This window comes from Streptomyces sp. NPDC048417, from assembly GCF_040651615.1.
GTDB lineage: Bacteria > Actinomycetota > Actinomycetes > Streptomycetales > Streptomycetaceae > Streptomyces.
In genome coordinates this window covers 196,519-210,731 of sequence record NZ_JBEZKI010000008.1, presented here as the reverse complement: position 1 = coordinate 210,731, position 14,213 = coordinate 196,519, and the positions used below count along the sequence as shown (strand labels likewise).

General features: G+C 72.4%; 14 protein-coding genes. 8 read left to right on the top strand and 6 right to left on the bottom strand.

Going from position 1 to position 14,213, the window contains the following annotated elements; translation table 11 throughout:
* The first annotated feature begins 235 nt into the window (after window positions 1-235).
* From AB0D59_RS14990 to AB0D59_RS14965, 6 genes are all read left to right on the top strand, one after another.
* On the top strand, window positions 236-1,255 hold the full coding sequence (locus AB0D59_RS14990; RefSeq protein ID WP_362564889.1) for a fumarylacetoacetate hydrolase family protein: 1,020 nt from the start codon (window positions 236-238) through the stop codon (window positions 1,253-1,255).
* Window positions 1,252-2,187: a VOC family protein gene (locus AB0D59_RS14985; protein ID WP_362564888.1), complete on the top strand. Its 936-nt coding sequence runs from the start codon at window positions 1,252-1,254 to the stop codon at window positions 2,185-2,187. The genes AB0D59_RS14990 and AB0D59_RS14985 overlap by 4 nt, the downstream gene beginning before the upstream one ends.
* Window positions 2,188-2,216: 29 nt before the next feature.
* On the top strand, window positions 2,217-3,518 hold the full coding sequence (hisD, locus tag AB0D59_RS14980) for a histidinol dehydrogenase (RefSeq protein WP_362564886.1): 1,302 nt from the start codon (window positions 2,217-2,219) through the stop codon (window positions 3,516-3,518).
* Window positions 3,515-4,276, top strand: coding sequence for an SDR family NAD(P)-dependent oxidoreductase (locus tag AB0D59_RS14975; protein ID WP_362564884.1), 762 nt, complete (start codon window positions 3,515-3,517; stop codon window positions 4,274-4,276). The genes hisD and AB0D59_RS14975 overlap by 4 nt, the downstream gene beginning before the upstream one ends.
* A gap of 282 nt (window positions 4,277-4,558) precedes the next feature.
* A complete protein-coding gene (locus AB0D59_RS14970) occupies window positions 4,559-6,472 on the top strand; it encodes a hypothetical protein (RefSeq protein WP_362564882.1) in 1,914 nt (637 codons plus the stop codon).
* 69 nt (window positions 6,473-6,541) lie between these two features.
* Window positions 6,542-7,300 carry a class I SAM-dependent methyltransferase gene (locus AB0D59_RS14965; RefSeq protein WP_362564880.1) on the top strand — a complete coding sequence of 253 codons (759 nt, stop codon included), beginning with the start codon at window positions 6,542-6,544 and terminating at the stop codon, window positions 7,298-7,300.
* Here AB0D59_RS14965 and AB0D59_RS14960 read toward each other — a convergent pair.
* The 5 genes from AB0D59_RS14960 to AB0D59_RS14940 all read right to left on the bottom strand — a co-directional run bounded on the left by AB0D59_RS14960 (window position 7,270) and on the right by AB0D59_RS14940 (window position 11,627).
* On the bottom strand, window positions 7,270-8,013 hold the full coding sequence (locus tag AB0D59_RS14960) for a GntR family transcriptional regulator (protein WP_362564878.1): 744 nt from the start codon (window positions 8,011-8,013) through the stop codon (window positions 7,270-7,272). The two genes, AB0D59_RS14965 and AB0D59_RS14960, sit on opposite strands and share 31 nt — an antisense overlap.
* A gap of 120 nt (window positions 8,014-8,133) precedes the next feature.
* Window positions 8,134-9,300 (bottom strand): serine hydrolase domain-containing protein, encoded by a 1,167-nt coding sequence (locus AB0D59_RS14955; RefSeq protein ID WP_362564877.1) that lies wholly within the window; start codon window positions 9,298-9,300, stop codon window positions 8,134-8,136.
* An 89-nt stretch (window positions 9,301-9,389) separates the two neighbouring features.
* Window positions 9,390-9,794: a nuclear transport factor 2 family protein gene (locus tag AB0D59_RS14950; protein WP_362564875.1), complete on the bottom strand. Its 405-nt coding sequence runs from the start codon at window positions 9,792-9,794 to the stop codon at window positions 9,390-9,392.
* A gap of 22 nt (window positions 9,795-9,816) precedes the next feature.
* Window positions 9,817-10,785: an acetylxylan esterase gene (locus AB0D59_RS14945; protein ID WP_362564873.1), complete on the bottom strand. Its 969-nt coding sequence runs from the start codon at window positions 10,783-10,785 to the stop codon at window positions 9,817-9,819.
* A gap of 254 nt (window positions 10,786-11,039) precedes the next feature.
* Entirely contained in the window at window positions 11,040-11,627 is a 588-nt protein-coding gene (locus AB0D59_RS14940; RefSeq protein WP_362564871.1) for a DUF3592 domain-containing protein, read from the bottom strand.
* 402 nt (window positions 11,628-12,029) lie between these two features.
* On the opposite strand from AB0D59_RS14940, the gene AB0D59_RS14935 reads away from it, so the two are divergent.
* Complete coding sequence (locus tag AB0D59_RS14935; protein WP_362564869.1) at window positions 12,030-12,953, top strand: NADP-dependent oxidoreductase; 924 nt, start codon at window positions 12,030-12,032, stop codon at window positions 12,951-12,953.
* Complete coding sequence (locus tag AB0D59_RS14930; protein ID WP_362564868.1) at window positions 12,950-13,699, top strand: GNAT family N-acetyltransferase; 750 nt, start codon at window positions 12,950-12,952, stop codon at window positions 13,697-13,699. Before AB0D59_RS14935 ends, AB0D59_RS14930 begins: the two co-directional genes overlap by 4 nt.
* On the opposite strand, the gene AB0D59_RS14925 is transcribed toward AB0D59_RS14930, so the two are convergent.
* Window positions 13,660-14,103, bottom strand: coding sequence for a MarR family winged helix-turn-helix transcriptional regulator (locus AB0D59_RS14925; protein ID WP_362564866.1), 444 nt, complete (start codon window positions 14,101-14,103; stop codon window positions 13,660-13,662). The genes AB0D59_RS14930 and AB0D59_RS14925 overlap by 40 nt on opposite strands.
* Window positions 14,104-14,213: the final 110 nt, after the last annotated feature.

Sequence of the window (14,213 nt, the reverse complement as noted above, 5' to 3'; positions counted from 1 at the left end):
TCCTCGGGTTCGGGGTGGCATCGAGCCTGGTCGGCGGTCCGTGCAGGGTCAACGGATCGAGGCATCGGCAAGGGGGACGGCATCCATCCCGTACGGCGATGGCGGCGCCGCACGTCGGTGCGGGCACGGGGCGGAACCGCGGGCGATGGCAGCCATCGCCAACGGCCATTTCCGCCGACCGCGTGCGGTGCCTAGCGTCGAAGGCGAGCCCGCACCCGTACGAGGAGAGCCGCCCGTGCCCGAACCCTTTCCCTCCCCCGCCGGTCCTTTCGCGCTCGGCACCTTCAGCGACGGCGCGGCCGCCTTCCCCGGGCTGGTCGCCGGCGCGCGGGTCCGCGACCTCTCCGGCCTGGTGGCGTCGGTACGCGCCCTGGTCGAGGACTGGGACACCTGGCTGCCCCGGCTCCACGATCTGGCCGCCGACGCCGACGCCGACGCCGACGCCGACGCCGACGCCGACCCCGACCCCGACGCAGAAGCCGACGGCATCTGGCACGACCTGGCCGCCCTGCGGGTCCTGACACCGATCGAGCCGGGCCAGATCCTGCAGAGCGGCGCCAACTACCGCAAACACGTGGTCGATCTGGTCGCCGCCGAGAAGGAGAGCGTGCACGGCGCCACCCCGCAGGAGGCCCGCGCCGACGCCGAGAAGATGATGGACGAACGGATCCGCGCCGGAGTCCCGTACCTCTTCCTCGGCTCACCGCGCGCGCTGTGCGGCCCCTACGACGACATCGTGCTCCCCGCGCTCGGCGACCAGCACGACTGGGAACTCGAACTGGCCCTGGTCATCGGGAAGCCGGGGAAGGACATCCCGGCCGAGGAGGCGATGTCGTACGTCGCCGGGTACACGATCAGCAACGACCTGACGACCCGCGACCGGCTCTACCGGCCCGACCTGAAGGCCATCGGCACCGACTGGTTCACCGCCAAGAACGCCGACACCTTCCTGCCGACCGGCCCCTTCCTGGTCCCCGCGGACTTCGTCGGCGACCCGGGCGATCTGAGGATCACGCTGCGGCACAACGGGGTGGTCCGGCAGGACGAGTCCACCAAGGACATGATCTTCGACATTCCGCGACTGATCGCCTACGCCTCCATGACCACCACCCTGCGCCCCGGCGACCTGCTGCTCACCGGCTCCCCGGCCGGCAACGGCGCGCACTGGGGCGTCTTCCTCAGGCCCGGAGACGTGATCGAGGCGGAGATCACCGGCCTCGGCCGCCAGCGCAACACCGTCAGGAGCCACCCATGAGCTTCCAGCCCGTCAGCCATCTGCGCCATGTCGACCTGGCCGTACCGGACTTCGCCACCCAGCGCGCCTTCTACGGCACCACCTGGGGCCTGACCGAGGTGGCGAACGACAACGGAATCGCGTTCTTCGCCGCCGAGGGCAGCCCCGAGCAGTACATCGTCCGCATCCGCGCGGACGAGCGGAAGCGGATGGACCTCGTCGCCTTCGGCGCGGTGTCGGCCGTGGCGGTCGACGAACTGGCGACAAGGCTCGGCCACGCCGGAGTGCGGATCATCCACGAGCCCCGGGCGCTGGACACCCCCGGTGGCGGCTACGGGCTGCGCTTCTTCGACCCCGACGGGCGGGTCGTCGAGGTCTCGGCGGACGTGGCCACCCGCACTCACCGCAGGATAGAGGAGCGCGAGGCCATCCCCGTCCGGCTCTCGCACTGTGTGGTCAACTCCCAGGACCCGGAAGGGCTGCGGGACTTCTACGTCCGGCACCTGGGCTTCCGGCTCACCGACACCCTGTACTCCACGCACATGGGTGACCTCATGTACTTCCTGCGGTGCAGCCCGCTGCACCACTCCTTCGCCATCGCACGCGGGCCCCATGTGTCGCTGCACCACGCCTCGTTCGAGATGCGCGGGGTGGAGGAGTACATGCGCGGCACCGGGCGGGCACTGCGCGCCGGGACCCGGCTCACCTGGGGGCCGGGACGGCACCTGGCGGGCGACAACACCTTCTCGTACTTCCACGACCCGCACGGCAACACCGTCGAGTACACCACCGAACTCGCCGTCCTCGAAGAGGACCTGTGGCACCCCGACCGGCACGACGTGGCCGACCCGGTCACCCAGGACCAGTGGGGCACCGCCGACCCGATGAGCGAGTCGGTCGCCAAGGAGCAGTTCAACGACCCCGACGTGCTCTTCGAAGCGCCCCCGGTGTGACCCCGATCCTCCTGAGAAAGGCCGTAGTTGTGGCAGAGATCCTGAAGCACGCCGTGCCCGGGGCCGAGGTGGCCGCCTCCCTCGACCAGGTGCGCACCACCGTGGCCGGCGTCATCGCGGACATCCGTGAACGCGGTGACACGGCCGTCCGCGCGTACTCCGAGAAGTTCGACCAGTGGAGCCCCGAGTCCTTCCGGCTGAGCGCCGAGGAGGTCGAGAGGATCGTCGCCTCGGTGCCCCGGCAGGTCATCGACGACATCAGGTTCGTGCAGGAACAGGTCCGTGGCTTCGCCCGCCACCAGCGGGACTCCCTGCGCGCGTTCGAGGTGGAGACGCTCCCGGGCGTACGGCTCGGGCAGAAGCACATCCCGGTGCAGGCGGCCGGCGCCTACATCCCCGGCGGCCGGTACCCGCTCACCGCCTCCGCCCACATGACCATCGTCACCGCCAAGGTGGCGGGCGTACCGCGCGTGGTCGCCTGCACCCCGCCCATCCACGGCGAGATCCCCGCCGCCACGGTCGCCGCCATGCACCTCGCAGGCGCCGACGAGATCTGGCTGCTCGGCGGGGTCCAGGCGGTGGCCGCGATGGCCGTGGGCACCGACACCATGGAGCCGGTCAACCTGATCGCCGGACCCGGCAACGCCTATGTGGCCGAGGCCAAACGCCAGCTGTTCGGCGAGATCGGCATCGACCTGTTCGCCGGGCCCACCGAGATCCTGGTCCTCGCCGACGAGCAGGCGGACCCGTTCGTCTGCGCGGTCGACCTGCTCTCCCAGGCCGAGCACGGCCCGGACTCCCCGGCCGTCCTCGTCACCACGTCCCGTGAGGTCGCCGAGAAGACCATCGCCGAGGTCGAGCGGATCCTGCCCTCCATGCCCACCCGCGACTACGCCGGGCCCGCCTGGCGCGACCACGGCCAGGTCCATGTCGTCGACACCCTCGACGAGCTGTACGCCCTCGCCGACGCGTTCGCCTTCGAGCACGTGGAGGTGCTCACCGCCGAGCCGCGGCTGGCTCTGGAGAAGATGACCCAGTACGGCGCGCTGTTTCTCGGCGAGGGCACCTGTGTGTCGTTCGGCGACAAGGTGATCGGCACGAACCATGTGCTGCCCACACGTGGTGCCGCCCGCTACACCGGCGGCCTGTGGGTGGGGAAGTACCTGAAGACGGTCACCTACCAGGAAGTCACCGACACCGCCTCGCAGGCACTGCTCGGGCGGCTGTGCGGACGCGCCTCCCGGGTCGAGCTCTTCGAGGGCCACGCCCGCTCCGGCGACGTACGGGCCGCGCAGGCCGCGGGCGACGAGCTGCCCTGGAACGAAGGGTGAGCCTGGACGGCCGTACGGCCCTGATCACCGGCGGCGGAGGCCCGCTGGGCCGGGCGTTCGCACTGGCACTCGCCGACGCCGGTGCCCGGGTGGTCCTCGTCGGCCGGAACGAGCAGGCCCTCGCCGAGGCGGCGGCCAAGGTGGGGGAGGCGGCCCGCACGGCGGTGTGCGACGTCTGCGACCCGGCGTCCGTGCGCACCCTGAACCGCCAACTCGCGGGCGAAGACGTGTCGTTGCTCGTCAACAACGCTGGTGTCGCGGGACCGGTGCGGCCGCTCGTCGACATCGAACCCGACGAGTGGGACGACGTGTTCGCCGTCAACGTCCGCGGCGTCTACCTCATGTGCCGGGCCTTTCTGCCGCCCATGCTGGCCGCGGGACGCGGTGACATCGTCAACGTCGCCTCGGTCAGCGGCAAGCGGCCGCTGCTCCACCGCACGCCGTACACCGCCTCCAAGATGGCCCTGATCGGCCTCACCCGGACCCTCGCGGGCGAGGTCGGCCCCCAGGGGGTCGCGGTCAACTCCCTCTCCCCGGGCCCGGTACGGGGTCCGCGGATGGACCGCAACTTCCGGCTCGCGGCCGAACTCACGGGCGGCACCGTCGAGGAGGCGGAACGCGACTTCGTCTCCCGGGCCGCGCTCGGCCGGCTCGTCGAGGCGGACGAGGTCGCCGAGGCCCTGGTGGCGATGCTCGCGATGCCCGGACTGTGCGGGGCGGACATCGACCTGTCGGCGGGGATGGTCGCACCGGCGTAATCACCCACACGAGTAAGGCGAGGCGAACGGCGCGCAGGCCGTCCGCCTCGCCGTCATGCGTGCACACTGGCACGGACTGTGGCCACTCTGTGTGATCGCCATGAAGCGGGCGGCACGATCGAAGGCATCGGGTTCAGGGATGCGTGTGCGCCAGGCCTGTCCCAGGTTTCGCCACGCTGCTTCACTCCCACCTGCACACCTCAAGTGCCTTCGTCGCCTCGGTCTCGACGGGCGACCCGTGACTCTGCGCGACGGCGCACTCCACCCGTGGAAAGGCCTGCAATGACGCTGACATCCCGACGCTCCTTCCTGATCGCCGGTTCCGCCACAGCGGCGGCCGTGCTCGTTCCGGTCGCCTCCGGCACCGCCACCGCCACCGCCGCGCCGAAGGCGTCGGGCGGCACGCTCTCCGTCGGTGCGGGGGAGACCTACGAACTCGCCGCGACCACCAGGGTCAGCCTGCTGACCATCGGCGACGGCGGCAGGATCGCCGCCCCGGACGGGTACGACATCAGCCTCACCGTCGACGGCGTGGAGACCGGCCAGCTGCTCACCGGAACCGGCGGCACCGCGACCCTCATCCAGGCCGGCACCTACCGCGGCGACGTCGTCCTCACGGTCGCCGGGTCCAACGACGTCACCTACGAGACGCTCACCTTCCCCTTCCGGCAGGCCCTCTACGTCGGCCCCGACGGGGTCGACTCCGCGAAGTCGGTGCTGTCCGCGGTACGCGGCGGCAAGGTCACCGACGCCGCCGCCCGGAACGTGGCGATCACCTCCACGGGCGAGTGCTTCAACGGCGTCTACGTCGAGAGTGGCGGCTACACCCTGCAGAGCCCCACCATCTCCCTGACCGGCAACGGCCGTTCGGACTTCGCCGGGTACGGCGCGGCCGTGGTCGGCGACGGCTCCGCGACCAAGCTGGTCGTGGACGGCGCCCGGATCAGCAACAAGGGCGTGGTCCGAACCACGGTCATCGCCAACGGCGGCGCCAACGTCCTCGTCAAGGACTCCTTCCTGCGCGCCCGCAACGGCGTGCTGCCCGCCGACTACCAGGCCACCGTCGAGACCCCGTACATGGAGTCCGTGCCCTGGATGCTCGGCCTCGACGGCAACGTCCGCGCCACCAACCTCATCGGAAAGAACAGCATCGCCACCTACCTCAACTCGACCGTCTTCTCCGAGACGTGGGGCGCGCTGTCGGTGGAGGGTGGCAGCGGGCTGAAACTGACCGCTATCAACAGCCATGTCGGCAACACCGGCGAGTACGGCTACGGCACCTACGCCATCGGCGACGCCACCGTCCGCGTGCTCGGCTCCCGCTTCGACGTCGGTTCCTACGCGACGATCATCGCCGGCCCGGCCGCCGTCGTGCACTACGGCGACAGCACCCGCGAGGCGGTCGCCGCACTCAACACCGAGCTGGAACTCGAGCTGTCCGAGGCCGAGTTGGCGAGGGTGCCGGTGCGCAGCACGGTCGTGAACTCCGGTCACTTCGGCTACATGTTCTTCGGCGCCGGGCAACTCACCCTGGACGGCGGCACCGTCGTCAACTCCGAGCGGGCCACCTTCCTCAACAAGGGCCAGCAGACGGCGATCTCGGTCGACGGCTCCCAGGGTGCCCGGCTCAACCCGAGCGACGGCGTCATCCTCCAGATGATCGAGCTGGACGATCCGGGTCCGGTCAACGTCAACGGCAAGATGATGAACATCGGCGTCTACACCGAGCCCACCACCGACCCGACCAAGGACTCCTCCTTCGACGTCACCGCCGTCCACTCCACCGACGGCGCCGCCACCTTCAGCTCCATCGGCCTGAAGGGCGACTTCTACAACGGCATGCGGGGCGGCAAGAACATGGTCCTCGCCTTCGAGGACTCCAGCGTCGAGGGCGTCATCTCGGCGACCAGGGCCAAGCACCGGGTGACCTCGATCGACTCGTCCACCTTCTACGAGTTGGGCATCGTCACCAACACCGTGCAGGCCGCCGTCAACAACGGCGTCGTCGTCCGACTGAACAGCGGCTCGACCTGGACGGTCACCGGCACCTCGTACCTGACCAGCCTCACCCTCGCCGCCGACGCGGCCGTACGCGCGCCGCGCGGCAGGACGGTGAAGCTGACGGTGGACGGCACCGAGACCGCCCTCACCGCCGGCTCCACCTTTACGGGCGCCCTGACGCTCACCGTGGCCTGACACCGGGCGGCGCAGGCGCGGCTCTGGAAGGGTCCGCGCCCGCGCCGTGCGCTCCCGTAAGCTGGCCGGATGTTCAGCCCCGATGGCCCGAGCCTCCGCGAGCTCACCGTCCAGGCCCTGTCCTCGGTCGAGCGCGGCTACGACCTGCTGGCCCCCAAGTTCGACCACACCCCCTTCCGGACCCCGGACCCGGTCCTGGAGGCGGTCGCCAAGGCGCTCACCCCGCTCGGCCCGTTCACGGACGGCCTCGACCTGTGCTGCGGCACCGGCGCCGGTCTGGACGTGCTGGCCCGGGCGTGCCGGAACAGCGTCACCGGCGTCGACTTCAGCGCCGGCATGCTCGACATCGCCCGGCGGCTGCCCCCGCCCGACGGGCCGGAGGCCCACTGGGTACGGGCCGACGCCCGGGCCCTGCCGTTCGGGGCCGCCTTCGACCTCGTGGTCAGCTTCGGGGCGTTCGGGCACTTCCTGCCCCGGGAGCTGCCCGGTCTCCTCGGCCAGGTGCACTCGGTACTGCGGCCGGACGGCACCTTCGCCTTCCCGGTGCTGGCGCCGCTCCGGCCCACCGGCCTCGGTTTCTGGACGCTGCTCGGCTTCGACGCCGTGATGCGGGTGCGCAACGCCCTGTGGCGGCCGCCGTTCGTCATGTACTACCGCGCCTTCCGATTCGGGTCCGTGCTGGGGGAGTTGGAGCGGGCGGGATTCTCGGTGGAGCTGTGCGCGCTGCCCGAGTTCGGCCGGCGTGACGACGGCAGCCCGCGTGCCCGGCTCGTCGTGGCCAGGAAGACCGGCACAGGTCAGCCCGCGGCCGGTACCGTGAACTCGTAGATCAGCGTGTCCTGCTGGGCGTCCACCACGAGGTCGGTGATCTCCAGCGGGCGGGCGTACTGGTCGTGCACCCGGCGGGTCACCAGGACCGAGGCCGCGTCCGCGATCTGGCTGATCGAGTCCCTGTGGTGCAGGGTGAGGCCGGCCTTGCGCATCCAGTCGTAGGCCCGGCGCAGTTGGGCGGCGGCCGTGCCGTCGGCCCGGTCCCGGTAGCGGCCCAGCTCCTCGACCTCGGTCAGGGCGACGGCCGAGAAGGAGGTCACGGCGGTGCGCAGGGCGCGGCCGTCGGGGAAAGCGGATTCGTAGCGGTGGACCAGGGTGGGCCGGTGCGGGGCGAGACCCAGTGCCGCCGCGTGTTCCGGCGGTGGCTCCTCCCAGGTGACGGTGGCCCGGTCGACCGCGCCGTGCTCCGTGGTCCCGGCGCCCACCGGGAACGCCAGGGACACCGGGCTCTCCACCGGCCGGCCGCGCAGCGTGGCGTGACTGCCCCGCCGGTCGGTGGCGACCAGACCGCTGTGGCGCAGCACCTCCAGCGCCTGCCGGACCGTCTCCCGGCTGACGCCGAAGTGCTGTGCCAACTGTCTTTCCCCGGGCAGCCGTTCGCCCGGCGGGATGGTGCCGTCGCGCAGCTCGCCGAGGAGCTGTGCCGCGATCCGCCCGTACAGGGGCTGCTCTTCGCTCTCGGAGTGGTCGTGCTGGGTGGTGCGGGCCATGCCGCGCCTCCTGTTGGTGACAAGACGTAGCCGTGCGGGCTCATTGCGCGACCAGATCTAGCATTGGTCTAAACCAACAGGGAAGGGCGGCTCACAGGTTCGGCCGAAACCGAACCGGCCTCACAGGCTCGCGTAGAGGGCCTCCACCAGGGCCGTCTTCCGTGGATCATCCGCGATCCGCGGCCCCATCCGGTTCATCACGTACCCCAGTGAGACCCCCGCCTCCGGGTCGGCCAGTCCGCACGAACCGCCGAACCCGTCGTGGCCGAATGCCCGTGGGTTCGGCCCGTACGAGCCGTTCGCCCCGCTCAGCCACAGGCCGAGCGCCACCTCGGTCTCGTGCGCGAAACCCGCCCCGAGCACCAGGTCACGGCAGCTGCCCTGTCCCTCGCGCACCCGCTCGGCTGCCGCCGGCGACAGCAGGCGCAGGCCGCCGTACTCGCCCCGGCCCGCGAACACGCCGTACAGCGCGGCGACCGCCCGGGCCGTGCCGTGACCGTTGGCCGCCGGGATCTCGGCCGCCCGCCACTCCGGGGTGTTCGCCGCGCTCGCGCCCACCCCCGGGTTGGCCAGGGCCGCCACCGCCGCGGGCGCCAACTGGCTGAAGATCGCAGCCTGTTCACTGTCCGACAGGACCCGTGGATGGTCCAGCACCGCCGCCCGCCCGGCCTCCTTCTCCGGCAGCCCGACGGTGAAGTCGATGCCCAGCGGCCCGGTCACCTCCCGCTCCAGGAACGCCCCCGGCCGCAGCCCCGACACCCGCCGCACCACCTCGCCGACCAGGAAGCCGTAGGTCATCGCGTGATACCCGGACCGGGTGCCCGGCTCCCACCAGGGCTCCGTCGCCGCCAGCCGGGCGGTCGTCAGCTCCCAGTCGTACAGCTGCTGGAGCGAGTGCGGCTCCCGCAGGCCGGACAGGCCGGCGCGGTGCGAGAGCAGATGCCGGACGAGCACCCGCTCCTTGCCCGCCGCCGCGAACTCCGGCCAGTACTCGGCCACGGGCGCGTCGAGGTCGAGCAGCCCCCGGTCCGCCAGGATGTGTGCGCACAGGGCGACCGGGCCCTTGGTCGTCGACCAGACGTTCACCAGGGTGTCCCGCTCCCACGGCCGGCCGCGCCCCGGATCCGCCCAGCCGCCCCACAGATCCACGACCGTCTCGCCGTCGACCGTCACCGCCACGGCGGCGCCCAGCTCCTCCCGGTCCCGGAAGTTCTCCTCGAACGCCTCCCGCACCGCCGCGAAACGCGGCTCGCAGTGACCGTGGACCGGTGGCTCGTGCTCGGACATGCGCCCTCCGTCGTACGCCGGAAAACCCGGACCGCGACGCTGCGGCCCGGGCACCCCGAACGTACCGACTGGTCGGACTGGAGGGAAGGTCAGTGGAGGAAGAGACCTCCGTACGGCTCCTGATGTCCCTCCGTGGTGTGCCAGTAGTCGCGGCTCGCCACCGCCAGGCCCCGCCCGTCGAAACGCACGAACACACACCCGGCCAGCGTGGCCGCCGTACCGCTCTCCTCGGAGAGCACCCGGAACTCGGCCACCGCGACCCCGTCGGGCCCGACCAGGGGCGCGGAGAACCGCACGTCCGTCACCCGCTCCGCTTCGAACGACCAGCGCAGATAGGCGGCGAGCCCGTCCCGGCCCCGGTGCGGTTCGCGGAACGGCATCGAGCGGTGCTCGCAGTCCTCGGCGTACAGGGCGAGCAGCGCTTCCACGTCGTGCGTGGCCCAGCCCCGTTCCCAGACCCGGACGAACCGCTCGGCGGCCTCGCGCGTGTCCATCTCCGGCGCCTCCTCCGTCTCCTCAGGCGTAGCTGCGCAGCCAGCGCAGCTTCGCCGCCTCGTGGTACGGGCCGCCGCCCTCGTGGTCGTTGAAGTCGTACACCTCGATCGCCTTGTCCTCGTGCGCCCAGGAGTTGAAGGCAGAGAACACCGTGGACGGCGGGCAGGTCTGGTCCTCCAGGGCCGCCGAGAACAGCGCCGGGGCCCGGCCGCGCGCCGCGAAGTGCACACCGTCGAAGTAGGACAGAGTGCGCTGGACGTCCGCCGAGCGGCCGCGGTGCGTCTTGAGGAACAGGGCGATCTCACGGTACGGGTGACGGTCCGTCAGGGTGACGGCGCGCGGGAAGTCGCACAGGAACGGCACGTCCGGCGCCACCGCGACCAGGTCCGGGACCAGACCGCCGACCGCGATGGTGATCCCGCCGCCCTGGCTGGAGCCGAGCGCCACCGTCCGCGCCGGGTCGGTGAGCGGGTGCGAGCGGGCCGCCTCGATCGCCCGGACCGCGTCCGTGTACACCCGGCGGTAGTAGTAGTTCTCGGGCGCGTCGATGCCCCGCGTCATGAACCCGGGGAAGGCGGGCGCGCCGCCCACCGGGTCGGCGGTGCCGCCCCCGCCGCCCCAGGCGCTGCCCTGGCCGCGGGTGTCCATCACGAAGTGCGCCCGCCCGGTCGACGCCCACAGCAGGTTCTCGTGCGCCAGCCCGCGCCCGCCGCCGTAGCCGATGAACTCGACGATCAGCGGCAGCGGCCCGGTGGCCCCGGCCGGCAGCCGCAGCCAGCCCTTGACCGGGTGGCCGCCGAACCCGGCGAACGTCACGTCGTACACGTCGACCGTGGACAGCCCGGTGTCGACCCGCTCGAAGCGGGCGTCGAGGTCGTGCTCGCGGGCCTCCTGGAGGGTCTTGGACCAGAAGGCGTCGAAGTCCTCGGGCGCCACCGACGCGCTGCGGTGTTCGCGGAGTTCGTCGAAGGGAAGGTCGAACAGAGCCATCAACAACCGCCTTTGGCGAAGGGATCGTGCGGATGATCACACCGTACGTGGGTGGTCGGACGAGTCGCCAGGCCTCCGTGCCGCCCGGCGCCCACCGTGACCCCATGCCCTGGGCCGTCGATCCGCTGGTCAGGGGCGCCGGACTGGTCGTCGGCGGGGGCGCAGGGAGATCCATGGCGGCGGGACCGCCGCCACAGGTGGTCGGGTCACCGCGGACGCGGACCCGGGCGGCGGCGCGGGATCTCGCCGGGGCCTCAGGCGCGGCCGCGGGTCCAGTCCGGGCCGGTGCGGGCCCACTCCTGCTCCCACTCGGCGAGCCGGTGCCGCAGCGCGACCCGGCGGACCACGCCGTGGCCGAGCAGCACCACGGCCGCGGCGCCACCCGCCCCGCACAGGCCCACGGTGACCGTGTGCTGCCAGACGGCGACCTCGTCGGGTGGCGGGGCGACACCGTGGCCCCGATGGTCGAACCACACGTCCACCGTGTCACCGGCCCGGGTCCCCGCCGGCACCCGGGCCAGGGCGGTCTTCGTGCCCTTGCCGGGCTCGGTCCAGCGGACGTCCGCCTGATAGGCGTGCTCCCGGTCACCGCCCTCCACCGACGGCAGCTGCTCCGGGGTGTTCCCGACGACCACCGCCCGGACCATGTGCCGCTCGGCCCGCTCCACCGTCGCCACCGACCGCGCCCGCTCATGGGCCCACAGCCCGGCCACCGCCCCCACCAGGGGCGCGCCCACGCACAACAGGACCGCGACGGTCAGCGCGATCCATGCCTCCACCAGGTCGGACTTGCGCCGCAGCGGGTTGTGCCGCCAGCGCCAGCCACGCACTCGGGTACGCATGTCGACCTCCTCGCCGCCACGGGAGCCGTAGGGCCGGACAGCCGGTCCGCAGCTCCCAGCGTGCCCCCCTTGCACGCGAGCGTCCACATCGATCTGGTACCCCGTACGGGGTACCCCGCCCACCTCTCGTAGCCACGAAGGCGACACCGGCTGAAGCAAAGGTTCCGCCGCGCGCCGCACCCCCGGCCCCGGCGCCCCGAGGCACCCGGCCCGCGCGCTCCCGCGAGGCCGGCCGGCCGGCCGCCGTCAGCCGATCAGCCCGATCCGGCCCAGGTCAGGGCCCCGATCATTGCGGCCTTATGAACGAACCCAGGGTGCGGGAATAGCAGCCGGGCGATCGTCCTTGCCGCAGAGTGCCGGTACCGGGACACCGGTGACAGCATCAGAGAGCGAGGAAGAACGATGCCCAAGGCGTACGTCTACACCAGGCACGGCGGGCCGGAGAGCGAGGCCTTCGCCGATGTGGACCGGCCCGTTCCCGGCCCCGGCGAGCTGCTGGTCGCGGTGCGGGCGGCGGGGGTCAACCCCGTCGACTGGAAGCTGCGCAACGGCTTCCGCCGCCCGGGCGAGGGCGAGGCGCGCTTCCCGGTCGTCCTCGGCAGCGAGGCCGCCGGAGTGGTCGAGGAGATCGGTGAGGGTGTCACCGGGTTCGCGGTCGGCGACGAGGTCTTCGGCAACACGCCCGCCGGCGCGTTCGCCGAGTACGCCCTGCTGACGGCGTCCGTGACGGCGCACAAGCCCGCCGCGCTGTCCTTCACCGACGCCGCCACCCTGCCGGTCGCCGCGGCCACCGCCTACGACGGGGTGCGCCAGCTCGACCTGCCCGAGGGTGCGACCCTGCTGGTCACCGGTGCGGGCGGCGGAGTCGGCGCGGCGGTCCTGCAGATCGCCCGCGCCTGGGGGCTGCGGGTCGTGGGCGTGGCGAGCGAGGCCAAGAAGGACTTCGTGGAGTCGCTCGGCGCCGTGCACGTGCCCTCCGGACCCGGCCTCGCCGGGCGGGTGCGGGCCGCCGCGCCCCAGGGCGTGGACGGCGTCTACGACCTGATCGGAGGCGAGGTGCTCGCCGAGGCGGCCGGCCTGCTCACCGATCGCACCAAGCTCATCACCGCGGGCGCCGCCCCGGACACCGTGGCCGCGCTGGGCGGCAGCCGGGTCGCGCGCGCCCGTACCGCCGCCGTCCTCGACGAGGTGGCCGAGCTCGTCCTGGGCGGTGAACTCGACCCGTACGTCTCGCGGACCTTCCCGCTCGACGAGGCCGGCGAGGCACTGCGCACCGTCGAGGACGGGCACGCCCGCGGCAAGATCGTGATCGAGGTCGCCGCATGAGCGTCCCGAGCCCCGGCGCGGGCGCCCCGCACGTCCTGGACAACCCCGCCCTCGCCTCGCTCACCGGCCCGCACGCCCTCTTCGCCGAGCGACGTGGACGGGTGCTGCGCTACCCCGTGGACGTCTCTCCGTGGCTGGCCCTGCCCGACGATCCCGGCCCGGAGGACTGGGCCGACCTCGCCGCCCTGGCCGGACCGGGTGCGGAGGTCGGGCTGGCCGGCTTCCAGGGTGAGCTTCCCGACGGCTGGGAGCTCACCATGAACCTCGCGGGCGTGCAGCTGGTGGACGAGGGCATGGACGCCGTCCCGGAGCCGCAGGCGGTCCGCCTCGGCCCCGCCGACGTACCCGAGATGCTCGACCTGGTCGAGCGCACCAGGCCCGGTCCGTTCCTGCCCCGTACCGTCGAGCTGGGCACCTACCTGGGCATCCGCCGGGACGGCCGGCTGATCGCGATGGCGGGGGAGCGGCTGCACCCGCCGGGCTGGACGGAGATCAGCGCCGTCTGCACCGACGCGGCGTACCGCGGCGAGGGTCTGGCGACCCGGCTGATCCGCGCGGTCGCGTACGGCATCCGGGCCCGCGGCGAGACGCCGTTCCTGCACACCGGCGCCGAGAACACCACCGCGATCCGGCTGTACGAGTCCCTCGGCTTCCGGCTGCGCCGCCGTACCGCCTTCCTCGCGGCCCGGGTGCCGCAGACGTCCGGTCAGTCCTCGCCGGTGCCCGCGGACGTCCCGGCGTTGTAGCGCTCCAGGTATCCGGCGAACCTGACCAGGTCCTCCTCCGGCCAGTCCGCCAGCCGCTCCCGGAACGCGGCCCGGCGGCTGCGCGTGACCTGGGCGAGGATCTCCTGCCCGGCGTCCGTGAGATGCAGCACCTGGACCCGATGGTCCTCCGGGTCCAGGCGCCGCTCGATCAGCCCAGCCCGCTCCAGCGCCCCCACCTGCCGGCTGACCGTCGACTTGTCCAGCGCGTAGTGCGCGGCCAGGTCGGTCGCCCGGCAGCCGCCGCGCTCCTCCAGATGCCCGAGGAGCGTGTACGACACCAGCGACAGCTCGGGGTGCATACGCCCGGCGGACGCCCGGGCCCGGCGCGCGAAGGCCGTCATCTCGCGCTGGATGGTCTCGACGGCCGTCTCCGCCGCCGTCAAGGGAGGACCTTCGACGGTGGCACCAGCAAATCCCGCATGGGAATACCTCCTCCGACGTTCTAGTTGTAGAGTACAACTTGAGTGTGAGTTGTATAAGCCAACCAGTTTGC

Bases quoted from the DNA above. Each gene is read 5' to 3' on its own strand.
- AB0D59_RS14985 (WP_362564888.1), top strand. From the start codon at position 1,252: ATGAGCTTCCAGCCCGTCAGCCATCTGCGCCATGTCGACCTGGCCGTA.
- AB0D59_RS14970 (WP_362564882.1), top strand. From the start codon at position 4,559: ATGACGCTGACATCCCGACGCTCCTTCCTGATCGCCGGTTCCGCCACA.
- AB0D59_RS14965 (WP_362564880.1), top strand. From the start codon at position 6,542: ATGTTCAGCCCCGATGGCCCGAGCCTCCGCGAGCTCACCGTCCAGGCC.
- AB0D59_RS14960 (WP_362564878.1), bottom strand. From the start codon at position 8,013: ATGGCCCGCACCACCCAGCACGACCACTCCGAGAGCGAAGAGCAGCCC.
- AB0D59_RS14955 (WP_362564877.1), bottom strand. From the start codon at position 9,300: ATGTCCGAGCACGAGCCACCGGTCCACGGTCACTGCGAGCCGCGTTTC.
- AB0D59_RS14950 (WP_362564875.1), bottom strand. From the start codon at position 9,794: ATGGACACGCGCGAGGCCGCCGAGCGGTTCGTCCGGGTCTGGGAACGG.
- AB0D59_RS14945 (WP_362564873.1), bottom strand. From the start codon at position 10,785: ATGGCTCTGTTCGACCTTCCCTTCGACGAACTCCGCGAACACCGCAGC.
- AB0D59_RS14940 (WP_362564871.1), bottom strand. From the start codon at position 11,627: ATGCGTACCCGAGTGCGTGGCTGGCGCTGGCGGCACAACCCGCTGCGG.
- AB0D59_RS14935 (WP_362564869.1), top strand. From the start codon at position 12,030: ATGCCCAAGGCGTACGTCTACACCAGGCACGGCGGGCCGGAGAGCGAG.
- AB0D59_RS14930 (WP_362564868.1), top strand. From the start codon at position 12,950: ATGAGCGTCCCGAGCCCCGGCGCGGGCGCCCCGCACGTCCTGGACAAC.